This is a genomic window from Streptomyces sennicomposti (assembly GCF_019890635.1).
GTDB lineage: Bacteria > Actinomycetota > Actinomycetes > Streptomycetales > Streptomycetaceae > Streptomyces > Streptomyces sennicomposti.
Genome location: NZ_JAIOAB010000006.1, coordinates 145,094 through 168,372 on the forward strand (window position 1 = coordinate 145,094; position 23,279 = coordinate 168,372).

General features: G+C 72.5%; 15 protein-coding genes. 3 read left to right on the top strand and 12 right to left on the bottom strand.

What is annotated here, in order from left to right; translation table 11 throughout:
- Positions 1-39 precede the first annotated feature (39 nt).
- The 9 genes from K7787_RS05980 to K7787_RS06020 form a co-directional block, all read right to left on the bottom strand.
- Positions 40-756, bottom strand: a complete 717-nt coding sequence (locus K7787_RS05980; RefSeq protein ID WP_019984094.1) for an ABC transporter ATP-binding protein — start codon at positions 754-756, stop codon at positions 40-42.
- A complete protein-coding gene (locus K7787_RS05985) occupies positions 753-1,871 on the bottom strand; it encodes an ABC transporter ATP-binding protein (protein WP_223000691.1) in 1,119 nt (372 codons plus the stop codon). The genes K7787_RS05980 and K7787_RS05985 overlap by 4 nt, the downstream gene beginning before the upstream one ends.
- A gap of 5 nt (positions 1,872-1,876) precedes the next feature.
- The gene (locus tag K7787_RS05990) at positions 1,877-3,706 is read right to left on the bottom strand and encodes a branched-chain amino acid ABC transporter permease (protein ID WP_043260680.1); all 1,830 of its coding nucleotides are present in this window, start codon (positions 3,704-3,706) and stop codon (positions 1,877-1,879) included.
- Between the two features lie 5 nt (positions 3,707-3,711).
- On the bottom strand, positions 3,712-4,644 hold the full coding sequence (locus tag K7787_RS05995) for a branched-chain amino acid ABC transporter permease (protein ID WP_164391255.1): 933 nt from the start codon (positions 4,642-4,644) through the stop codon (positions 3,712-3,714).
- Between the two features lie 112 nt (positions 4,645-4,756).
- Positions 4,757-5,992 carry a branched-chain amino acid ABC transporter substrate-binding protein gene (locus K7787_RS06000; RefSeq protein WP_009188039.1) on the bottom strand — a complete coding sequence of 412 codons (1,236 nt, stop codon included), beginning with the start codon at positions 5,990-5,992 and terminating at the stop codon, positions 4,757-4,759.
- 287 nt (positions 5,993-6,279) lie between these two features.
- Positions 6,280-6,660 (bottom strand): hypothetical protein, encoded by a 381-nt coding sequence (locus K7787_RS06005; protein ID WP_308036290.1) that lies wholly within the window; start codon positions 6,658-6,660, stop codon positions 6,280-6,282.
- A gap of 386 nt (positions 6,661-7,046) precedes the next feature.
- Positions 7,047-7,517: a hypothetical protein gene (locus K7787_RS06010; protein ID WP_247720575.1), complete on the bottom strand. Its 471-nt coding sequence runs from the start codon at positions 7,515-7,517 to the stop codon at positions 7,047-7,049.
- Positions 7,518-7,831: 314 nt separating this feature from the next.
- Positions 7,832-8,326 (bottom strand): hotdog fold thioesterase, encoded by a 495-nt coding sequence (locus tag K7787_RS06015; protein WP_223000693.1) that lies wholly within the window; start codon positions 8,324-8,326, stop codon positions 7,832-7,834.
- Between the two features lie 54 nt (positions 8,327-8,380).
- Positions 8,381-10,660 carry an FdhF/YdeP family oxidoreductase gene (locus tag K7787_RS06020; RefSeq protein ID WP_223000694.1) on the bottom strand — a complete coding sequence of 760 codons (2,280 nt, stop codon included), beginning with the start codon at positions 10,658-10,660 and terminating at the stop codon, positions 8,381-8,383.
- Positions 10,661-10,937: 277 nt separating this feature from the next.
- On the opposite strand from K7787_RS06020, the gene polA reads away from it, so the two are divergent.
- Positions 10,938-13,664 carry a DNA polymerase I gene (polA, locus tag K7787_RS06025; RefSeq protein WP_043260677.1) on the top strand — a complete coding sequence of 909 codons (2,727 nt, stop codon included), beginning with the start codon at positions 10,938-10,940 and terminating at the stop codon, positions 13,662-13,664.
- 948 nt (positions 13,665-14,612) lie between these two features.
- Here polA and K7787_RS06030 read toward each other — a convergent pair.
- Positions 14,613-15,524: a DUF4184 family protein gene (locus tag K7787_RS06030; RefSeq protein WP_223000695.1), complete on the bottom strand. Its 912-nt coding sequence runs from the start codon at positions 15,522-15,524 to the stop codon at positions 14,613-14,615.
- Between the two features lie 283 nt (positions 15,525-15,807).
- Here K7787_RS06030 and K7787_RS06035 point away from each other — a divergent pair, with 283 nt between their 5' ends.
- A complete protein-coding gene (locus tag K7787_RS06035; protein ID WP_223000696.1) occupies positions 15,808-17,634 on the top strand; it encodes a lytic transglycosylase domain-containing protein in 1,827 nt (608 codons plus the stop codon).
- Positions 17,635-17,718: 84 nt separating this feature from the next.
- Here the strand turns inward: K7787_RS06035 and K7787_RS06040 are convergent, their stop codons facing one another.
- Together K7787_RS06040 and K7787_RS06045 are read right to left on the bottom strand one after the other, a co-directional pair.
- On the bottom strand, positions 17,719-20,430 hold the full coding sequence (locus K7787_RS06040; RefSeq protein WP_223000697.1) for an ATP-dependent RNA helicase: 2,712 nt from the start codon (positions 20,428-20,430) through the stop codon (positions 17,719-17,721).
- Positions 20,431-20,545: 115 nt separating this feature from the next.
- On the bottom strand, positions 20,546-21,364 hold the full coding sequence (locus tag K7787_RS06045) for a class I SAM-dependent methyltransferase (RefSeq protein ID WP_043260674.1): 819 nt from the start codon (positions 21,362-21,364) through the stop codon (positions 20,546-20,548).
- A 372-nt stretch (positions 21,365-21,736) separates the two neighbouring features.
- Here K7787_RS06045 and rpsA point away from each other — a divergent pair, with 372 nt between their 5' ends.
- Positions 21,737-23,227 (top strand): 30S ribosomal protein S1, encoded by a 1,491-nt coding sequence (gene rpsA / locus K7787_RS06050; protein WP_009188031.1) that lies wholly within the window; start codon positions 21,737-21,739, stop codon positions 23,225-23,227.
- Positions 23,228-23,279 lie beyond the last annotated feature (52 nt).

A 23,279-nucleotide genomic window follows, 5' to 3' on the forward strand; every position in this document is an offset into this window, starting at 1 on the left:
GTGCGGGCCTCGTCGTGTGCCGGTCCGGCGGGTGTGTGCTCAGTCCTCGCCGAGGTAGGCCTTGCGGACCGACTCGTCGTGCAGGAGGTCGCGTCCGGTGCCGGACAGGACGATGCTGCCGACCTCCATGACGTGGCCCTGGTCGGCCAGGGAGAGCGCGGCCTGGGCGTTCTGCTCGACGAGCAGGATGGTGGTGCCCTGGGACTTGAGTTCGGCGATGGTCGCCATGATCTTCTGCATCATGATCGGGGAGAGGCCCATGGAGGGCTCGTCGAGCATGAGCAGTTTGGGCTGGGACATGAGGGCGCGGCCCATGGCGAGCATCTGCTGTTCGCCGCCGGAGAGGGTGCCGGCGGCCTGCTTGCGGCGTTCCCCGAGGATGGGGAAGAGGTCGTAGGCGCGCTGGATGTCCTTCTCGATGGCGCTTCTGTCCTTGCGGAGGAAGGCGCCGAGGCGGAGGTTGTCCTCGATCGTCATGCGGGGGAAGATGTGCCGCCCCTCGGGGGAGTGGGCGAGGCCGAGGGAGACGATCTGGTGGGCGGGGACCTTCTTGAGGGACTTGCCGTTGAACTTGATCTGTCCGCCGACCGGCTTGAGGAGGCCGGAGAGGGTGCGCAGGGTGGTGGTCTTGCCGGCGCCGTTGGTGCCGATGAGGGTGACGACCTGGCCGGCCTCGACCTTGAAGGAGATGCCCTTGACGGCCTCGATCTTGCCGTAGGCGACGCGCAGGTCCTCGACTTCGAGCAGTGTGGTCATCGGTCGTTCTCCTTGCCGGGCGTGGTGTCGTCCCGGGTGGCGCCGGTGTCCGCGGCGGTGTCGGTGGTGCTGTCGGCGTCGGCCGCGGTGGTGTCGGCGTCGGCCGTGGTGGCGCTGCCCGCCGTCGCGGTGCCGGCGTCCGCCGCGGCGGGTTCGGCGTCCGTCGCGTCGTCGGTGGCGCCGGCGTGCTCGGCGGCGGTGGCCGTGCCGGCGCCGGCCGTGGTGGCGGTCTCGGCGCGGGTGCCGGCCGCGTGGGCCTCGGCCTGTTCGACCTCGGCGGCCTCTTCCGCGCCGGGGTCTCCTTCGAAGGGTTCGCCGAGGTAGGCGGCGATGACGCGTTCGTCGCCCTGGACGGTGGCGCTGTCGCCCTCGATGAGCTTCTCGCCCTGGACGAGGACGGCGACGCGGTCGCAGAGGTTGAAGATGAACCGCATGTCGTGCTCGATGACGAGGATGGCGATGCCCATGTCCCGGATGGCGAAGACCAGTTCCTCGGTGGCGCGGGTCTCCTGGGGGTTCATGCCGGCGGTGGGCTCGTCCAGGAGCAGCAGTCCGGGTTCGCTGGCGAGGGCGCGGGCGATCTCCAGTTTGCGCTGTTCGCCGTAGGGGAGGTTGCGGGCGAGGTGGTCGGCCTTGTCGGCGAGGCCGACGAAGTCGAGGAGTTCCATGGCGCGCTTGCGGGAGGCCGCTTCGGCCTTGTGGAAGCCGGGGCCGCGCAGGACGGCGGACCAGAAGCCTTCCTTGGTGCGGGTGTGGCGGCCGACGAGGACGTTCTCGAGGACCGTCATGTTGGCGAAGAGGCGGATGTTCTGGAAGGTGCGGGCGATGCCGGCCGCGGTGACCTTGAAGGACTTGGGCGGCAGGACGTGGCCCTTGTAGCGGACTTCGCCCTCGGTGGGGACGTAGAGGCCGGTGAGGCAGTTGAAGAAGGTGGTCTTGCCGGCGCCGTTGGGGCCGATGAGTCCGACGATCTCGCCGGCGCCCACGGTGAGGTCGACGCCGCGTACGGCGGTGAGGCCGCCGAAGCGCATGGTGACGCCGCGTGCGTCGAGGACGGTGGTGCCGGGGGCGGTGGCGCCCGGTGCGGTGTCCTGGGTGGTGGTGTCGGTGGTCATGGTGGTCAGGCCCCTGTCTTGCCGAGGACCGCGGGCGCGTCGGCCTCTTCGTGGAATTCCAGTTGGCGGCGCCGGTTGGGGACGATGCCCTCGGGGCGGAAGCGCATGAGCAGGATGAGGGCGAGTCCGAAGGCGAAGAGCTGGTAGTCGCCGAGGAACTGGAGCTTGTTGGGGATGAGGAAGAGCAGTGCGGCGCCGATGAGGGGGCCGGCGATGGTGCCCATGCCGCCGAGGACGACGGCGGCGAGGAGGAAGGCGGAGTTGGGCGGGACGGCGCCGGCGAAGAGGTACTGCTCGGGGGTGACGGTGTAGGTGACGTGGGCCTGGACGGTGCCGGCGAGGCCGGCGAGGGAGGCGCCGACGGCGAAGGCGATGAGCTTGACGCGGAAGCCGTTGATGCCCATGGCGAGGGCGGCGGTCTCGTCCTCGCGGATGGCGACCCAGGCGCGGCCGATGCGGGAGTTGCCGCTGCGCCGGAAGACGAGGACGACGACGGCGGTGATGATGAGCATCAGGAAGAAGTAGTTGGCGAAGCGGCCGATGGTGAAGCCGCCGATGTCGTGCTGGGCGCCGAAGTCGAAGCCGAGGACGTCGAGGTTGGGGATGGAGGCGATGCCGTTGGAGCCGTTGGTCAGGTCGGGTCCGGAGGTGCCGTCGAGGTTGTTGACGGTGATGCGGAAGATCTCTCCGAAGCCGAGGGTGACGATGGCGAGGTAGTCGCCGCGCAGGCGCAGGGTGGGGGCGCCGATGAGGACGCCGAAGACGAGGGAGGCCGCGCCGCCGACGAGGACGGCCGCCCAGAAGGGGAAGTGCACGTCGAAGGGGGAGTTGGGGGAGCCGGAGACGAGGGCGGCGGCGTAGGCGCCGACGCCGAGGAAGGCGACGTAGCCGAGGTCGAGGAGTCCGGCGAGGCCGACGACGATGTTCAGGCCGAGGGCGACGGTGGCGAAGATGAGGATGTAGACGCCGAGGGTGGCGTACTGGTCGTCGGTCTGGGTGAAGGGGAAGAGGGCGGCGGCGATGAAGGCGCCGCAGACGGAGATGTTCTGGTGGCGGGCGGCGATCTGGGAGGCGTGGGCGATGAGGCCGGCCTTGTTGAGGGCGGCGAAGCCGAAGCCGGCCATGATCAGGAAGCCGACGAAGAGTTCGTCGTAGGGGGTGCCGATGCCGTAGGTGAAGACGGTCAGGCCGAGCGCCATCATGGCGACGATGATGAGGATCTCGGCGTAGGACGGCAGGGTGCGCGCCGGGCGCGGGGCGTCGGCGGCGAAGACGGCCTTGGTGGTGTCCCAGGCGTGGGCGAGGCGGTGCCGGAAGTGTTCCCAGCCGGTGCTGTCGGGGTCGATGGGGTCGGGTTCGGGGCGCCGGAAGGGCAGGGCGAGGGCGCCGACGAGGGTGGCGAGGGTGGTGACGGCGACGAGGTAGCCGCCGGGTTCGAGGTTGACGACGCCGCCGAGTTCGGCGCTGATGGCGATGACGGTGTACCAGGCGGTGGCGAAGGTGGCGAGCGCGGCGAGTTTGATCGCGGCGTCGGCGCTGCCGGGGGTGAGCCAGCCGAGGCCCTTGACGCCGTAGGAGGCGAGGGCGAACAGGGTGGTGAGGGCGCCGCCGACGAGGACGAGGACCTGGAGGCCGCCCGGGTAGCCGTAGACGGTGAGGTCGCCGGGGAATTCGGCGGTCCAGGTCCAGGCGAGGAAGGTGGCGACGATGGTGAGGACGGCGCCGCCGGCGGCGAGGGCGCGGCCGATGTGCTCGGGGAGGGCGATCAGGCCGGTGGCGGGTGCGCCGGTGGTGGGGGCGCTGGGGGTCTCGGGTGCGGTGGTCTGTGTGGTCATCGGTGTCACGCCCTGTCCGCGACGCGCTCGCCGAGCAGGCCCTGGGGCCTGAAGAGGAGCACGAGAATGAGGAGTACGAAGGCCCAGACGTCGGCCCAGGTGTTGCTGCCGAACTTGTCCATGCCGGGGATGTCGGCGATGTAGGCGGTGGCGAGGGTCTCGGCGACGCCGAGGACGAGGCCGCCGATCATGGCGCCGTAGATGTTGCCGATGCCGCCGAGGACTGCCGCGGTGAACGCCTTGAGGCCGAGGATGAAGCCCATCTTGAAGTCGATCTGGCCGTACTTGAGGCCGTCGGCGAGGCCGCCGACGGCGGCGAAGGCGGCGCCGAGGGCGAAGGCGACCACGATGATGCGGTCGGTGTTGACGCCCATCAGCTTGGCGGTGTCGGGGTCCTGGGCGGTGGCCTGCATGCCGCGTCCGGTGCGGGTCTTCATGACGAAGTAGCCGAGGACGGCCATGCTGATGGGGGCGGCCAGCAGCAGGAAGACATCACCGGTCTGGATGGTGACGTTGCCGATGTGGAAGGGGCCGCCGGGGATCTGCGGGAAGGGCCGGGCGGACTTGGCTTCGGGGTACCACGCCCATACGGCCTGCTGCAGGGCGAGGGAGAGGCCGATGGCGGTGATCAGGGGGGCGAGGCGGGGGGCGGAGCGCAGGGGCCGGTAGGCGAACCGTTCCGCCCCGATGGCGACCAGGACGGCGACGATGATCGCGCCGATGAGCATGCAGGGCAGCGCGAGCCACATGGAGGTGCCGTCGGGCAGGATGTAGACGTAGACCGTGAGGGCGCCGAAGGCGCCGGTCATGAATATCTCGCCGTGGGCGAAGTTGATGAGCTGGACGATGCCGTAGACCATCGTGTAGCCAATGGCGACCAGCCCGTACATGGATCCCAGTAGCAGGCCGTTGACCAGCTGCTGCGGCAGTTCGTTCACCGCATGTCCTCCGAGACTTTCGGACGTTCGACGGATGTGACCGTGATGTGAGTCCGCGCGGGGCGCCAGTGGAACGACGCCCCGCGCGGCTGTTGAGCGGTGTGGGTGTGGGTCAGCCGGTGAAGGTGCCCGACTTCACGGGCACGAAGGCGCCGTTGTCGACCTTGTAGACGGTGAGCTGCTTGTTGGTCGCGTCACCGAACTCGTCGAAGGAGACCTTGCCGGTCACACCGTCGAAGGAGACCTTGGCCATGGCCTCGGTGACCTTGGCGCGGGCGTCGTCGGGGAGCTTGCCGCCGTTGTCGTCGACGACCTTCTTGACGGCCTCGATGATGGCCCAGGCGGAGTCGTAGGAGTAGCCGCCGTAGGCCGCGTACTCCTCCTTGTAGCCGGCCGCCTTGTAGTCGGACACGAACTGCTTGGCGGAGTCGAGCTTCTCGACCGGGGCGCCGACGGAGGTGGCGAGGTCGCCGGCGGCGGACGGGCCGGCCAGCTTGGCGTAGGTGGCGTCGTTGATGCCGTCGCCGCCGACCAGCGGGATCTTGGCGCCGGCGGCCTTGATCTGCTTGCTGAGCGGGCCGGCCTGCGGGTACTCGCCGCCGTAGTAGACGACGTCGGCGCCGGAGTTCTTCACCTTGGTGGCGACCGCGGAGAAGTCCTTGGTGTCCGGGTTGATGTGCTCGGTGCCGACGACCTGGCCGCCGAGCTTCTTGAACTCCTCGGTGAAGGTGCCGGCCAGGCCCGCGCCGTAGGTCTTCTTGTCGTCGATGACGAAGACCTTCTTCTTCTTGGCGTCGTTGTAGACGTACTGGGCGGCGAACGGGCCCTGGATGGCGTCCGTGGTCGCGGTACGGAAGTACGACGGGTGCTGGCGGACCTTCTTGGTGCGCCAGTCGGGGCCCTGGGTGAGGGACGGGCCGGTGTTGGCCGGGGAGACCTCGACCAGTTTCGCGTCGTCGAAGACCTTCTGCATCGATTCGGCGACGGAGGAGTTCAGCGGGCCGACGACACCGAGAACGCTCTTGTCGGAAACGAAGGTGACGGCGTTCTGCTGGCCGGAAGAAGGCTGGGCCTGGTCGTCACGGGCCTCGAGTTTGAAGGTGACGCCCTTGACGTAGTTTTTCTTGTTCGCGGTCTTGACGGCGAGGTCGGCGGAGTTCTTGATGCCGAGGCCGAGGGCGGACAGGTCTCCGGTCAGCGGGGCGTCGACGCCGATGGTGACGGTGGTTCCGCCGCCGCCGTCACCGGAGCCGGAGTCCTTGTCCCCGTCCCGGGAGCCACAGGCGGTGAGGGTGAGTGCTCCCGCAGCCAGCGCGGCGGTGATGGCGATGAGCGAACGTTGACGCACGGTCAGTCCTTTCCCTTGCACGGCCCTCCCCCCTGGAAGGGGCCGAGTCGAGCGCCGGCCCGAAGAGATTTTCCGACCGTGCGGTGACTGGCGGTGACTCTAGGCGGGCCTGGGGAACCGGGAGGAGAGTCTGACCAATGCTGTGACGTTCTTGTTATGACACGACGTATTGCAGAGCGGTACTCGGCGGGTGGAACAGCGGAATTCAGGCCGATTCGCCCCGTCCGCATTCTGAGAACCCGCAGGACGCGCCCGGCTGCGTTCAGGTGTGTAAGGTGTTTTGGTGATTACCGGGAAACGTTGCCGCAGGCGACCTGCAGCGCCTCCGAGAGGGCGTGCGCATAGCGTGACCCCAGGATGAAACTCTGGACCTCCATTGCGCGAATATTACGCAGTGTTACATCCAGGAAAGGGAGTCCGGCATTCTCCGGAACTTTCCCGCATTCCATGACATGCATGGTGATGACGATCTTGCGTGCGGTGCCCGCCGCCGTCCGGAAAGGCGGGCGGGGCGCGGAGGTCAGCGAAAGTCCCGCATACGGCTGGTCCAACGCGGTCACGGTGACCGGAGGCCCGGATTCCACGCTCACCAGCAGCGCGAAACTGAAGCTGCCCGGCGGTGCGCCGGGCGGTGTGGCCGCCGGGTCCAGATAGGAGACGTCGACCACCTGCGAGGGGTACGGCGGCGCGGGCAACGGCGGCGCGGGGTGCGGGGGTCGCTGCTCCCGGGCGGCGTACAGGAGACCGCCGCAGGTCAGGAGGGCGGCGAGTACGGCGGCGGTGAGGAGCGTCCGGCGGGGGCGGCCACCGGGGCGGGTGCGGAGGAGTCCGCGCGGGCGTGCACGCAGGCGTGCGTGGAGGCGTGCGGCGGGGGAGCGGTGCCGGAACGGCGGGGCGGGCGCGAGGGGGTGGCGCGCGTGGTGCGCGCTGTGCGGGTCCCGCGGGGCGCACTGGTCGTCAGGAGTGGCCGAGTCGTAGGGGGCGTACGGGTCTTCGGGCGGACCGGTGTGCCGTGCGCGGGTGCCCTCGCCGGGCTCGACGGGGCCGATGCCGCTCACTGCCAGGGCCCCTTGCCGGAAGCGCCGTCGCGGTACCGCTCTGCGCAGTCCGTACGCGCCTGGCGGTCGATCAAGTGCTGTGCGGTGTCCGTCCCTTGACGCTGCCGGACCGGGCGGGCGGCGGCCACGACCCGGCGCAGGATCTCGTACTGCGTGTTGGACAGCCCCATCGACTGGTAGTCGCCGTAGGTGTCGTCGTCCAGCACCTTCCGCGCCCAGTACCCGACGGCTCGGGCGCACAGCTCCGCGGGGGATGTCACCCGAGGTGACGGCGAGGGCGGGGCCGGGGAGCGGCCCGAGGCCGGGTGCGCGGGTGGTGTCGGGGACGGGGCGCGGCTGGGTCCGGTGGCCGCCGTTCCGGCGCAGCCGGCCGACAGCACGCCCGACAGCACGCCCGCCAGAAGCACCGGCGCGAGCCGGCTCCCGAGCACCACCGCCCGGAACCGCGGGCCTCCACGCGTCCCCATGCGATGAAGCTAGGCCGTACAGGGCCCCCGGGCAACGAAACGGACAGCCACGGCGTCAGCCGCCCGCCGGAGCGCCCGCCCCCGCGCCCGCCGCAGGCAGGCGCTCGCCCCGCCCCGGCGGCCCGTGCCGCTTCGGACAGGCGTTCCGCAGGGCGATGGGGCTCCCCTGCTCTTCAAGAGCTTGGGGGGAGTGGGCACGGCCCCTGAACTCCGGTGCCTGCCCGAGTGACGTCCACTGCCGTCCACGCCGGGCACCTGCCGCACCCCATCGCACCGCCGCCCGCAAGGGCACTTCGCGGCCGGAGGGACCAGGCTCAGTCCGCCGCAGGCGCCGGCACCTGAGCCGCGTCGCCCGGGTTCGCGTCCCGCAGCAGACACGTCAGCCGCGCAGTGCACACCCGGCGGCCCTGCTCGTCACTGATCACGATCTCGTACGTCGCCGTCGAGCGCCCCCGGTGCACCGGAGTGGCCACCCCCGTCACCAGGCCGGAGCGCACCCCCCGGTGATGGGTGCAGTTCAGATCGACGCCCACGGCGATCTTCGAACTGCCGCCGTGCAGCATCGCGCCGACCGAGCCGAGCGTCTCCGCCAGCACGGCGGAGGCCCCGCCGTGCAGCAGTCCGTAGGGCTGGGTGTTGCCCTCCACCGGCATCGTGGCGACGACGCGCTCGGCGGACGCCTCCGAGATCTGGACGCCCATCCGCGTGCCGAGGTGCCCGGCGGAGAACAGGGCGGGCAGATCGACGCCGAGCGCGGCGTACTCGTCGATGACCTCTTGCGGGAACTTCACGTCGTGCTGCTCGCCCATGGAACCGGCTCCGTCCGTCGTCGTCGATCGGCCACTGTGCGACTGAGCGAGCGCTCAGTCAGTGGCCGATTGTTCCAGACGCACCACGACGGACTTGCTGGCCGGGGTGTTGCTGGTGTCCGCGGTGGCGTCCAGCGGCACCAGGACGTTCGTCTCCGGGTAGTACGACGCCGCGCAGCCCCGGGCCGTCGGATAGTGCACCACCCGGAAGCCGGGGGCGCGCCGCTCCACCCCGTCCGTCCACTCGCCGACGAGATCGACGTACGACCCGTCGGCCAGCCCGAGCGCCCGCGCGTCCTCGGGGTTGACCAGGACCACCCGCCGGCCGCCCCGGATGCCCCGGTAGCGGTCGTCGAGGCCGTAGATCGTGGTGTTGTACTGGTCGTGCGAGCGCAGCGTCTGCAGCAGCAGCCGGCCCTCGGGCAGCTCGGGGTACTCGACGGGCGCGGCGGTGAAGTTGGCCTTGCCGGTGGCCGTGGGGAAGCGGCGCTCGTCGCGCGGGGCGTGCGGCAGCGCGAAGCCGCCGGGGCGGGCCACGCGCGCGTTGAAGTCCTCGAAGCCGGGCACGACGCGGGCGATCCGGTCGCGGATCGCGGCGTAGTCCCGCTCGAACTCCTCCCACGGCACCACGCTGTCCGCGCCGAGCACCCGGCGGGCCAGCCGGGCCACGATGGCCGGCTCGGACAGCAGGCGGGGGCTCGCGGGCTCCAGACGGCCGCGCGAGGCGTGCACCATGCCCATGGAGTCCTCGACGGTGACGAACTGCTCGCCGCCGGCCTGCACATCGCGCTCGGTGCGGCCGAGGGTGGGCAGGATCAGGGCGCGCGCGCCGGTGACGACGTGCGAGCGGTTGAGCTTGGTCGACACGTGCACGGTCAGCCGGGCCCGGCGCATGGCGGCCTCGGTGACGTCGGTGTCGGGGGAGGCGGAGACGAAGTTGCCGCCCATCGCGAAGAACACCTTGGCCTCGCCGTCGCGCAGGGCGCGGATCGCCCGGACCACGTCGTAGCCGTGCTCGCGCGGCGGCGCGAAGCCGAACTCCTTCTCCAGCGCGTCCAGGAAGGCCGGCGCGGGGCGTTCGAAGATGCCCATCGTGCGGTCGCCCTGCACGTTGGAGTGGCCGCGCACCGGGCACACGCCCGCGCCCGTACGGCCGATGTTGCCGCGCAGCAGCAGGAAGTTGACGACCTCGCGGATGGTGGGCACGGAGTGCTTGTGCTGGGTCAGGCCCATCGCCCAGCACACGATCGTGCGCCGGGAGGCGAGGACCATCTCGAAGGCCCGGTCGATCTCCGCGCGCGTGAGGCCGGTCGCCCGCAGCGTCTCGTCCCAGTCGGCGGCGCGGGCGGCCGCGGCGAACTCCTCGAAGCCGTGGGTGTGCTCGCGCACGAACAGTTCGTCGACGGCGCCCTCGGTGTCGAGGATCAGCTTGTTGAGGAGGCGGAAGAGGGCCTGGTCGCCGCCGATGCGGATCTGCAGGAACAGGTCCGTGAGCGCGGCGCCGGCCGCAAGTCCCTTGGGGGTCTGCGGGTTCTTGAAGCGCTCCAGGCCCGCCTCGGGCAGCGGGTTGACGCTGATGATCCGCGCGCCGTTCGCCTTGGCCTTCTCCAGGGCGGAGAGCATACGGGGGTGGTTGGTGCCCGGGTTCTGGCCGGCGACGATGATCAGGTCGGCCTGGTGGAGGTCGTCCAGCAGGACGCTGCCCTTGCCGACGCCGATCGTCTCCGACAGCGCCGAGCCGGAGGACTCGTGGCACATGTTGGAGCAGTCGGGCAGGTTGTTGGTGCCCAGCTCGCGGGCGAACAGCTGGTAGAGGAACGCGGCCTCGTTGCTGGTGCGGCCCGAGGTGTAGAAGACGGCCTCGTCGGGGGAGGCGAGGGCGGCGATCTCCTCGGCGACGATGTCGAAGGCGCGCTCCCAGGTCACCGGCTCGTAGTGATCGGCGCCCTCGGGCAGGTACATGGGGTGGGTGAGCCGCCCCTGCTGGCCGAGCCAGTAGCCGCTGCGGCCCGCCAGGTCGGCCACGGAGTGCGCGGCGAAGAACTCCGGGGTGACCCGGCGCAGGGTGGCCTCCTCGGCGACCGCCTTCGCGCCGTTCTCGCAGAACTCCGCCGTGTGCCGGTGCTCGGGCTCGGGCCAGGCGCAGCCCGGGCAGTCGAAGCCGTCCTTCTGGTTGACCCGCAGCAGGGTCAGCGCGGTGCGGCGCACCCCCATCTGCCGCTGGGCGATGCGCAGGGTGTGCCCGATGGCCGGGAGCCCCGCCGCCGCGTGCTGGGGCTCGGCGACCTGCGGCGCGTCCTGGACCGGATCGCCCTTGGGCGGTTTCGTGGCCATCGCACCCTCCCCTTCGACGGCGCACACGGTGCGTGCCGCGCGTGTGGTGTCCTCCGGCGGCCCGTCCGCCAGGAGTCCTCCGATCCTCCCACGCACCACCGACAACGCCGCGGGCCGGGCGGCGGAGGGAGCGGGACCTTAGCTTGCGGGGCGGGGGAGCGCGGAGCGCGGCCGGTCCGCGGGCGCGCGCCGTCCCCGCCCGCCGGCCGGCGGCGGGCGGCCGGGCCCGGGAGCGGGTGCGTCACGGCTGTCAGTGGTCCGTGGCAGGATCGGGGACGTGGCAGAGACAGCATCGAAGAAGACCGACAAGACCTCCGGCGGTACCCGTCCCCGGCTGATGCTCATGGACGGGCACTCGCTGGCCTACCGCGCGTTCTTCGCGCTGCCCGCGGAGAACTTCACCACCGCGACGGGCCAGCCGACGAACGCGATCTACGGCTTCGCGTCGATGCTGGCCAACACGCTGCGTGACGAGGAGCCCACGCACTTCGCGGTCGCGTTCGACGTGTCCCGCAAGACCTGGCGCTCGGAGGAGTTCACGGAGTACAAGGCGAACCGCTCCAAGACGCCCGACGAGTTCAAGGGCCAGGTCCAGCTGATCGGTGAGCTGCTGGACGCCATGCACGCCGAGCGCTTCGCCGTCGAGGGCTTCGAGGCCGACGACATCATCGCCACCCTCGCCACCCGGGCCGAGGCCGAGGGCTTCGAGGTGCTGATCGTCACCGGCGACCGCGACTCCTTCCAGCTGGTCTCCGAGCACACCACGGTGCTGTACCCCACCAAGGGCGTCTCCGAGCTGACCCGGTACACCCCGGAGAAGGTCGTCGAGAAGTACGGGTTGACACCGGCGCAGTACCCGGACTTCGCGGCGCTGCGCGGCGACCCGTCCGACAACCTGCCCGGCATCCCCGGCGTCGGCGAGAAGACCGCCGCGAAGTGGATCAACCAGTTCGGCTCCTTCGCCGAGCTGGTCGAGCGTGCCGACGAGGTCAAGGGCAAGGCCGGGCAGAACCTCCGCGACCACCTGGAGTCCGTCAAGCTCAACCGCCGCCTCACGGAGCTGGAGCGGAACGTCGAGCTGCCCAGGACGGTCGCCGACCTCGCCAGGACGGCGTACGACCGCAAGGCCGTCGCCACGCTCCTGGACTCCCTGGAGATCCGCAACCCCTCGCTGCGCGAGCGGCTCTTCGCCGTCGACCCGGGCGCCGAGGAGGCCGAGGCCACCCCGATCGCGGCGGACGGCGTGGAGCTGGACGGCACGGTCCTCGGCACCGGCGAGCTGGCCCCCTGGCTGGCCGAGCACGGCGCCGGGACGCTGGGCGTGGCCACGGTCGACGCCTGGGCGCTCGGCGCGGGCTCGGTCGCCGAGGTGGCGCTCGCCGCCGCCGACGGCAGCGCGGCCTGGTTCGACCCCGCGCAGCTGGACGAGACGGACGAGACCGCGTTCGCGGCGTGGCTGGCCGACGCGGACCGCCCCAAGGTGTTCCACGACGCCAAGGGCGCGATGCGGGTCCTCGCCGAGCACGGCTGGAGCGTCGACGGCGTCCGCATGGACACCGCGCTCGCCGCCTACCTGGTCAAGCCGGGCCGCCGCTCCTTCGCGCTGGACGCGCTGTCCCTGGAGTACCTGCACCGCGAGCTGGCGCCCGCCGCCGCGGCCGACGGCCAGCTCGCCTTCGGCGCGGACGAGGCCGCCGAGGCCGAGATGCTGATGATCCAGGCCCGCTCGATCCTCGACCTCGGCGAGGTGTTCGAGGGCCGTCTCGAAGAGGTCGGCGCGGCCGATCTGCTGCGCGACATGGAGCTGCCCACCTCCGCGCTGCTGGCCCGCATGGAGCGGCACGGCATCGCCGCCGACCGGGCGCACCTCGAAGCCATGGAGCAGATGTTCGCCGGCGCGGTGCAGCAGGCCGTGAAGGAGGCGCACGCGGCGGCGGGGCACGAGTTCAACCTCGGCTCGCCCAAGCAGCTCCAGGAGGTCCTCTTCGGCGAGCTGGCCCTGCCGAAGACCAAGAAGACCAAGACCGGCTACACCACCGACGCCGACGCCCTGGCCTGGCTCGCCGCCCAGACGGACAACGAGCTGCCGGTGATCATGCTCCGCCACCGCGAGCAGGCCAAGCTCCGCGTCACCGTCGAGGGCCTGATCAAGACGATCGCGGCGGACGGCCGGATCCACACCACGTTCAACCAGACCGTCGCCGCGACCGGCCGACTGTCCTCCACCGACCCGAACCTCCAGAACATCCCGGTCCGCACCGACGAGGGCCGGGCCATCCGCCGCGGCTTCGTGGTGGGCGAGGGCTTCGAGTCGCTGATGACCGCCGACTACAGCCAGATCGAGCTGCGGGTGATGGCCCACCTGTCCGAGGACGCGGGTCTGATCGAGGCGTTCACCTCCGGCGAGGACCTGCACACCACGGCCGCCTCGCAGGTCTTCGGCGTCGACCGGTCCGCGGTGGACGCGGAGATGCGCCGCAAGATCAAGGCGATGTCGTACGGCCTGGCGTACGGGCTGTCGGCCTTCGGCCTGTCCCAGCAGCTGAACATCGAGGCGGCCGAGGCCCGCGCGCTGATGGACGCCTACTTCGAGCGGTTCGGCGGCGTACGCGACTATCTGCGCCGCGCGGTCGACGAGGCGCGCGCCACGGGCTACACGGCCACGCTGTTCGGCCGCCGCCGCTATCTGCCCGACCTCAACAGCGACAACCGCCAGCGCCGCGAGGCGGCCGAGCGGATGGCGCTGAACGCGCCGATCCAGGGCACGGCGGCGGACATCGTCAAGATCGCCATGCTGAACGTGGACCGGGCGCTGCGCGAGGCCGACCTCAAGTCCCGCATGCTCCTGCAGGTCCACGACGAAATCGTCCTGGAGATCGCCCCGGGCGAGCGTGCGGCGACGGAGGAGATCGTCCGCCGCGAGATGTCCGGCGCGGTCCAGCTCCGCGCACCGCTGGACGTCTCGGTCGGAGTGGGCCCGGACTGGGAGTCGGCAGCGCACTAGCCACGACGAAGGGGAGCGGGGCGCCTGGGCCGCCGGGCGACGACGCCAGGCACCCCGCCGACGCCCCGGGGTCGGCGGCCACCCCGGGCCACCGGCCGCCCCCGGGCCACCGGCCGCCCGGCCGCCCCGGGCCACCGGCCGCCCGGCCGCCCCGGGCCACCGGCCGCCCGGCCGCCCCGGGCCACCGGCCGCCCGGCCGGGCCGGGCCAGGCGGCCTTCGGCAGCGGGGGTGCAGCACGGCGGGCCGGTGCCGGCGCGCGCTCCCGTCCGGACGGACGGCTTGTTTCTTCAAGGGGGCCCGAGCTGACGGGCGGAGGGCATCCCCCGCCGGGCGCGCGGCCCCCGCTTCTGATGGGCGGAGGCACCCCCGCCGGGCGTGCGGCTCCCCGCCGACGCCCGGCGGGCACCGCGCCCCGGCGGGCACCGCGCCCCGGCGGGCACCGCGCCCCGGCGGGCACCGCGCCCCGGCCGGGCCGGTCGTCCCCCCGGCCCGGCATCCGCCGCGCCCGCACTCCTCCCGCCCTCACCTGCCCCGCCCCGCCAAGGCCCGACAGCCCCGTCCTCCCAAGGCCGGCGGGTCGTTTCCGGGGCCTGCGGCCCGGGCGGGCCGTCACTCACGTGGCCCCCGCAGAGACGCAGGCCGCAGGACGGGCCGACAGGATGCGGGCATGGGTATACGCATGCTCAACCACCGGCCGGCGGTATCCCAGACAACCGTCGGCGCGGCCCCCGCCGCGCCGCTCCCGCCGGTCCCGGCCCTCGCGGCCGGTGCAAGCACCGCCCGCGTCCCCACCGACCTCGCGGCCCCCCTGCGCCGCACCGCGAGCGGCCTGCGCCGTCGCCTCGCGCCCCGCGAGCCGCTGCCCTGGCGCCTGTGGGCGGACCTGACCCGCGGCTACGTCGCCCTGTTCCTCGCCCGCCTGCCGAGACCCGGCCCCGTGCGCACCGTCACGGTCTTCGTCGCGGCGCCTCCGGCCGCGGACCGGCCGAGCGGCCCGCCGCAACGCCGGCCGCGTCCGGACCGTCCCCCGCGGCACCCGCACCGCCCCCGTCGCGGACCCGGACGGCCGGACGCCACACCCTGACCCCGGCGGCGTAGGCCAGCAGCCCCACCACCAGCCCGGAGCCCGCGCCGAAGCACAGCACCGGCACCAGGTCACGCACATCCGCCGACGGCCCGCGCCCGCCCCACCACAGCGCCACCCGCCGCACCGCCCCCGCGCCCGCGCAGCCGCCGATCACGGCCGCGGCCCGCCACCGGCCCCGCGACGACAGGACGGGCACCCCGCGCGGCTCGCCCGCCGGCGTCCGCCGCAGCACGCGCACCACGAACGCGACGATCACCACCGCCGCGACCGCCGAGCCGCCGTACTGGAGGTACCAGTACAGCGGCGCGCCCGCCAGCGGCCGGCCCAGCACCGGGAACACCCGCATCCCCCACCGGTCGAAGTGCGTGAACGCGTCCCACACCACATGCGTCAGCGCGCCCAGCGCCGCCGAGACGTACCACCACATCAGCGAGGCGGGCCGCACGCGCGCGCGGGGCGCCCCGCACCGCGTCAGCGCCGCCCAGCGCCCCTGGCGGGCGGGCGGCAACAGCGCCACCAGCGGCTCGCGCACCAGCAGCCACGCCGCCACCAGCACCCAGGCGGTCAGCACGTCCACCGTGAAGACCCCGGCGAAGGAGTGCGTCACCGTGCCGAACTCCATCGCCCCGGGTACGACACTCGCCGCGTAATAGGTCATGTCCGGCGCGAAGGAACCCGCGACGAGCAGCGCGGGCGTCAGCCGGCCCCGCCCGGTGCCGTCCCCGCGCACCGCCGGCAGCACGGCCGCCGCATGACTCAAGGTGAACGGCAACACGTCTCCCAGGCAGGCGATATGACCGGCCCCGGCGGCCCGTCGATCGGTGCCGCCCAGTATGCGGGACCCGCGATCACCGCACCCCGCGCAACAGCAAGTGGCCAATCGGTGAAAACCGGGCGCCAACCGGTCCCCTCGGAAAGGAAGTTGTCGTAGGGTCACCTGGGTCGTCCACCCAAAACGCTCCACGAGGGCAACCAGTACCGCGGGTCAACCGTCACAACAGGGCGAACAGGCAGGCACGGACGGACGCTCGGCGTCCACGGGAGGGGTTCACTCCATGGCGGCGCATTTCGGCAGGAGGCTCTACAAGGGGGCGGCCACCACGGCCGTGGCCGCGGTGGCCGTCGCGGCGCTCTCCGCTTCCGAGGCCCCCGGCGTGACGGTCGAGGACCAGGGAAGACCGACCACCGCCGGCGCGACGCCCACCCCCGACCAGCAGCCCCCGGCCGGTGACACCGCGACGGGCAACTCGCACTACTACACGGCGCTTCCCCCGCTCAACAGCCCCAGCCCCGCGCCCAGCACCGCCGTCGGCGTCCCGGTCACCGACACGCCCTCCGAGGCCGGCATACCCGCCACCGTGCTCGCCGCCTACAAGAAGGCGGAGGCCGAACTCCGCACCGCCAAGCCGGGCTGCAACCTGCCCTGGCAACTGCTCGCCGCCATCGGCAAGGTGGAGTCCGGCCACGCGGGCGGCGGCCGCGTCACCGCCGACGGCACGACGATCACCCCGATCCTCGGCCCGGCCCTCAACGGCGTCGGCTTCGCCCACATCAGCGACACCGACCACGGCGCCTACGACGGGGACAGCACCTACGACCGCGCGGTCGGTCCCATGCAGTTCATCCCCTCCACCTGGAAGTGGGCGGGCCGGGACGGCAACGGCGACGGCAAGAAGGACCCCAACAACGTCTACGACGCGGCCCTCGCCACCGGCCACTACCTGTGCCGGTTCGGCTGGGACCTGTCCGACGCCCGCGACCTGCGCAGCGCGATCCTCAGCTACAACGCCTCCCAGGACTACCTGAACACCGTCCTGTCCTGGATGGAGTACTACCGCCGGGGCACCCACTCCATCCCCGACGGCACCGGCACCGTCCCGTCCGAGCGCCCCGGCGCGGGCGGCACACCCGGCACCTCCGGTACGACGACCCCCCGGCCGTCGTCCCCGTCGGTCCCCGCCACGGACAGGCCGAGCACCCCGGGCGGTACCGGGAAGCCGAGCACCCCGGGCAAGCCCGGCGGCGGGACGAGCACGTCCCCGACCCCGCCCCCGTCGTCGAAGCCGACCCCGCCGCCCAGCCGCACCGACATCGTGGACCACCTCGAGGACGTGGGCACGCCCAAGCTCACCGCCATGGCGGGCGACGCGTTCACGCAGAAGATCAGCGCCCGCGCCGAGACGAAGACCGGCAAGTCCGTCGCCAAGGTCAGGGTCCGGTTCGTGATCACCGGCGACACCGACGCCGCCTTCACCGGCGGCGAGAAGGTCGCCACGGTCGTCACCGACGACTCCGGCGTCGCCGTCGCGCCCGCGCTCCAGGCGGGCGAGAAGACCGGCGCCTTCACCGTCCGCGCCCTGGTCGTCGGCCGCACGACGCCGGGCCTCGACTACACGGCCACCGTCACCGAGCGCGCTGCCGACGCCCTCGCCCGCACCGGCGACACCCCGCTCACCTGCGTCCCCGGCGGCGAGTTCGCCGACCAGGTCGAGGTGAAGGCCACCTACAAGGGCGCCGTCGCCGACAAGGTCGCGGCCACCGCCACCTTGATCAAGTCCGCCGACGACGCCACCGAGAACACCAAGGGCCCCTACTTCAAGGACGCCGACGGCAAGCCGGTGCGCACCCTGACGGACCTGCACACGGACGCGAAGGGCCTGCTGAAGCTGCCCAAGCTGTACGCCGACGACACCACCGGCACGTTCCTGCTCCGCGTGACCACCGCCGGCGGCGCGACCCTGACCGTCGAACTCAAGGTCGCACCCGCAGACGCCTCGCCGAGCCCCAGCCCCAGCCAGGGCGAGAGCCAGAGCCCCGACACGGGCACTGACCCGTCGACCGCCCCGAGCCCGTCGGCGACCGGTTCCTCGACGTCTTCGTGATCCGCGCGGCACGGACCTGAACCCGGGGGCGCCCTCCGCCACGGCGGGCGCCCCTCGCCGTCCGCGTGCCCGGTCGGCGCGCCCTCAGCGTCTGAGCCGCGCGTTGGTGTGCCGGGTGGGCTCGGCGGCGGCCGGGTCCTCGGGCCAGGGATGCTTCGGATACCGGCCGCGCAACTCCGCCCGTACGCCCTTGTAGCCGTCCCGCCAGAAGGAGGCGAGGTCGGCGGTGACGGCGGCGGGCCGGCCCGCGGGGGAGAGCAGGTGCACGAGCACCGGCGTCCCGGCGAGGACCGGCGACCGGTCCAGCCCGAACATCTCCTGCAGTTTCACCGCGAGCACGGGCTGCTCGGGGTCGGTGTAGTCGACGCGGACCCTGGACCCGCTGGGGACGGTGATGCGCTCCGGGGCGAGTTCGTCCAGCCGGGCCGCCTCACCCGACGCCCAGGGCAGCAGCCGGGCCAGCGCCTGCCCGGCGTCGATGCGCGCCAGGTCCGCCCGCCGCCGGGCCCGGCTCAGCTCCGGCTCCAGCCACTCCGCCACGCGTGCGTGCAGCGCGTCGTCGCCGACGTCCGGCCAGGGCGCACCGAGCCTCCGGTGCAGGAACGCCAGCCGCTGTCTGAGCACCTCGGCCTCCGCCGACCAGCGCAGCAGCCCGAGGCCCTCCTGCCGCAGCCCGTCGAGGAGCGCCGCGCGGACGAGGGCGGGGTCGGGGTCGGCGAGGGGGCGCGCCGTCAGCTCCACCGCGCCGAGCCGTTCGACCCGCCGCGCGACGACGTCCCCGCCGGACCAGTGGACCTCCGTCCGCTCCTCGTACAGCGCCCCGGCCGCGAAACGGGCGATGTCCTCGTCGATCGCGGCGGCGAGCCGCACCCGCGCGTGCGCCCTGCCGAGCGGCCGATCGGCCACGGCGACCACGATCCAGGGCACGCCCCGCAGCGCCGACCCCTCGGCGGGTTCGGCCCGGGTCCCGGAGGCCATCACGTAGGACCCCCCGTCCCACCGGGCCACGCGCTCGGGAAACGCCAGCGCCCCCACGACCCCGGCGACCCATTCGTCCGAACCCCGTCCGCCCTGGTCAGGCACGACGCGCGGAGAGTCCGTGCTTGTGGCCGTCGGGACGACAGCGGAATCCGGCCGTGCGGTGCCGGGCCGTGCAGTGCCGGGCAGGGTGGTGGCCGGGGGGCGTGGTGCCGGCGTAGCCGGACCCACGCCTCCTCCCGCCTCTATGCCTCCCGCCCCCGCGGTCACCCCGGCACCGGAGTCACGGGCGGGTGAGTGGGCGACTCCCGACGCTGCTGACACCGCACCCCGCAGCCGCCGCACCTCCGACCGCCACCGTGAGGCGTACGCGTCGCCCCCGCGGCGAGCGGCCCGCACCGCCCCGGCGAGATCGTCGCCGTACTCCCGCGGCGCCTCTTCGCTCAGCAGCGCGACGACCTCCGCGACCCGCTCCCCGCCCCCCGCGCCGGAGGCGTCCAGCAGCGCCCGCCCCAGCCGCGGATGCACGCCCAGCCGCGCCAGCCGCATCCCCCGCTCGGTGGCGCGCCCGGCGGAGTCCACCGCGCCGACCGCGGTCAGCACGTCCCGCGCCGCCGCCATCGCCCCGCCCGGCGGCGGGTCCAGCAGCGCCAGCCCGGAGGCGTCCGGATCGCCCCAGCAGGCCGCCTGCAAGGCGAACGCGGTCAGATCCGCCACCTTGATCTCCGGTGCGGGGAACCGCGGCAGCCGCCCGTCCTCCGCCTCCGCCCAGCACCGGTACACCGCCCCAGGCGCCTCACGGCCCGCGCGCCCCGCCCGCTGCCGCCCGGCCGCCTGCGACGCCCGTACGGTCGTCAGCGCGCTCAGCCCGCGCGCGTGGTCCACCCGCGGCTCCCGCGCCAGCCCCGAGTCGACCACCACCCGCACCCCGGGGACCGTCAGCGACGACTCCGCCACGGAGGTGGCCAGCACCACCCGGCGGCGCCGCCCCGGCGCGAGCACCGCCTCCTGCACCTCCGCCGGCGCACGCCCGTGCACCTGGAGCACGTCCACCTCGCCGAGGTGGCCGAGCTGACCGGCCACCCGGGCGATCTCGCCGACGCCCGGCAGGAAACACAGCACGTCCCCGGTCCGCTCGGCCAGCGCCCGCCGCACCACCGCCGCCACGTGCGCCAGCAGAGCTGGGTCCACCCGCAGTCCGTGCGGCGGCCGCACCGGGCGCGCGGGCGGCGCCCACACCACCTCCACCGGATGCGACACGCCCTCCGCCTCGACCACCGGCGCCCCGCCCAGCAGCCGCGCCCAGCCCTGCGCGTCCGTGGTCGCCGACGCGGCCACCAGCCGCAGCTCCGGCCGCAGCGTCTCGCGCACGTCCCACAGGAACGCCGCCGCGGTGTCCGCGTCCAGATGCCGCTCGTGGCACTCGTCCAGCACCACCGCGTCCACCCCGGACAGCTCCTGGTCGCGCTGGAGCCGCTGGAGCAGCACACCGGTCGTGACGACCTCCACGCGTGTGTCCCGCCCGACGACCCGCTCCCCGCGCACCGTGTGGCCGACGCTCCCGCCGGGCTTCTCGCCCAGCAGCCACGCCATCCGCCGGGCGGCGGCCCGCGCCGCGATCCGCCGCGGCTCGGCCACCACCACCCGCCGTGCCGGTCTCTCGCCCAGCAGCCCGGCCAGGGCCAGCGGCACCAGCGTCGTCTTGCCGGTGCCGGGCGGTGCGACGAGCACGGCGGTGCCGTGCCCCTCCAGCGCGGCGTCCAGCGCGGGCAGGGCGCCGCGTACGGGCAGCGTCTCCAGAGCGTCGTAACGGATCACGTCCCCAGTGTCGTACGCCGGCGGACGTCACTTGCCCTATGAGTTCTCAGTACCTATGAGTTCTCAGTCCCGCGCGTCACCTATGGGTTCTCAGTCCCGCTCGTCCTGCGCGGTCTCAGTCCCGCTCGCACACGAAGATCGCCGTGCCCGGGATCAGATGCCCGCGCAGCGGCGACCAGCCGCCCCACTCCGAGGTGTTCCAGTCGGGCCACTCCGGCTCGACCAGGTCCACCAGCCGGAAACCGGAGGTCACCACGTCGCGGATCCGGTCGCCCAGCGTGCGGTGGTGCTCGACGTAGACGGCCAGGCCCTCCTCGTCCTGCTCCACGTACGGCGTGCGGTCGAAGTAGGAAGAGGACACCGACAGCCCCTCCGGGCCCGGCTCGTCCGGGAAGGCCCACCGGATGGGATGCGTGACCGAGAAGACGAACCGCCCGCCCGGCCGCAGCACCCGGCGCACCTCGCGCAGCACCAGCCGCGGATCGGCGACGAAGGGCAGCGCCCCGTACGCCGAGCACGCCAGGTCGAAGGAGCCGTCCGCGAACGGCAGCGCCGCCGCGTCCGCGCACACCAGCGGAAACGGTCCGCCGATCCGCAGCGCGTGCTGGAGCTGGCGGTGCGAGAGGTCCAGCGCCACCGGGCGCGCGCCCTGCGCGGCCAGCCAGCGCGAGCACTGCGCCGCGCCGGCGCCGATCTCCAGGACGTCCCGGCCCTTCAGCTCCTCCGGCGGGCCCAGCAGCTCCGCCTCCACCTCGTCCAGCCCCTCGGGGCACCACACGAAACGGTCGTCGCCGAGGAACGTGCCGTGTTCGACCTGGTACTCGTCGGCGTTGCGGTCCCACCAGCCCCGGTTGGCCCGGACGCTCTCCGTGACGCCGGCCGCGCGGCGGGTGGCCTCCGGTTCGGAGGTTTCGAACGGCTCTGGCTCTTGGATGATCGGCTCCCTCGTCGTACTCTTCCGTCCAACCCGCCCCCAGGGCGCGCCGTCGGAAAGGGGTGTCCTGGCGTCGGCACGGCCTCGGGAGGAAGGTTCTGCGCCGGATATGCGGCGAACCGCCCCGCGTGTGCGGCTTCGCGCATTGACCCTGTCCGGCTGCCCCCGTATGCTACAAGTTGCGCTGCGAGCCTGCGCTCCTCAGACGTAGCAGGCTGCGCTCGCGTCTGTTGTATGTCCCCTCGGTTTTCGAGGCGCCACCAGCGGTTTTGTGTGGTGCTTCTTTGGCTGTCCGGCTTCTGCAGAGCGAAACGGGCTCCTGGCGCAAGCAGTACCTACGACTTCAATGTCCGTACCGGAGCCCTTTCCCACATGACGAGCAGCACCGAGACCACCGCCACCACTCCGCAGGTAGCGGTCAACGACATCGGTAACGAGGAAGCCTTCCTCGCCGCGATCGACGAGACGATCAAGTACTTCAACGACGGCGACATCGTCGACGGCGTCATCGTGAAGGTCGACCGGGACGAGGTCCTGCTCGACATCGGTTACAAGACCGAAGGCGTTATCCCGAGCCGCGAGCTCTCGATCAAGCACGACGTCGACCCCAACGAGGTCGTCGCCGTCGGTGACGAGATCGAGGCCCTTGTTCTCCAGAAGGAGGACAAGGAAGGCCGCCTGATCCTCTCGAAGAAGCGCGCCCAGTACGAGCGTGCCTGGGGCACCATCGAGAAGATCAAGGAAGAGGACGGGATCGTCACCGGTACCGTCATCGAGGTCGTCAAGGGTGGTCTCATCCTCGACATCGGCCTCCGCGGCTTCCTCCCGGCCTCCCTGGTCGAGATGCGCCGCGTCCGCGACCTCCAGCCCTACGTGGGCAAGGAGCTCGAGGCGAAGATCATCGAGCTGGACAAGAACCGCAACAACGTGGTCCTGTCCCGCCGTGCCTGGCTGGAGCAGACCCAGTCCGAGGTCCGCCAGACGTTCCTCACGACCCTCCAGAAGGGTCAGGTCCGTTCCGGCGTCGTCTCCTCGATCGTCAACTTCGGCGCCTTCGTGGACCTGGGTGGCGTCGACGGTCTGGTCCACGTCTCCGAGCTGTCCTGGAAGCACATCGACCACCCCTCCGAGGTCGTCGAGGTCGGCCAGGAGGTCACGGTCGAGGTCCTGGACGTCGACATGGACCGCGAGCGCGTCTCCCTGTCGCTGAAGGCGACCCAGGAAGACCCGTGGCAGCAGTTTGCCCGCACCCACCAGATCGGCCAGGTCGTGCCCGGCAAGGTCACGAAGCTGGTTCCGTTCGGTGCGTTCGTCCGCGTGGACGAGGGCATCGAGGGTCTGGTCCACATCTCCGAGCTGGCCGAGCGCCACGTGGAGATCCCGGAGCAGGTCGTCCAGGTCAACGACGAGATCTTCGTCAAGGTCATCGACATCGACCTCGAGCGCCGTCGCATCAGCCTCTCGCTGAAGCAGGCCAACGAGTCCTTCGGTGCCGACCCGACGGCGGTCGAGTTCGACCCGACCCTGTACGGCATGGCCGCGTCCTACGACGACCAGGGCAACTACATCTACCCCGAGGGCTTCGACCCCGAGACCAACGACTGGCTCGAGGGCTACGAGAAGCAGCGCGAGGAGTGGGAGCGCCAGTACGCCGAGGCGCAGGCTCGCTTCGAGCAGCACCAGGCGCAGGTCATCAAGTCCCGCGAGGCGGACGCCCAGGCCGCTGCCGAGGGTGGCGAGGCCGCCGCTCCGGCCGCGTCCGGCGGTTCGTACTCCTCCGAGGGCGGCGACACCTCCGGCGCGCTGGCTTCGGACGAGGCGCTCGCCGCGCTGCGCGAGAAGCTGGCCGGCGGCCAGAGCTGAGCGCTCGCCGCTAGGCACTAGCAGCCGATGACCACGGCCCGCACCCCATCGG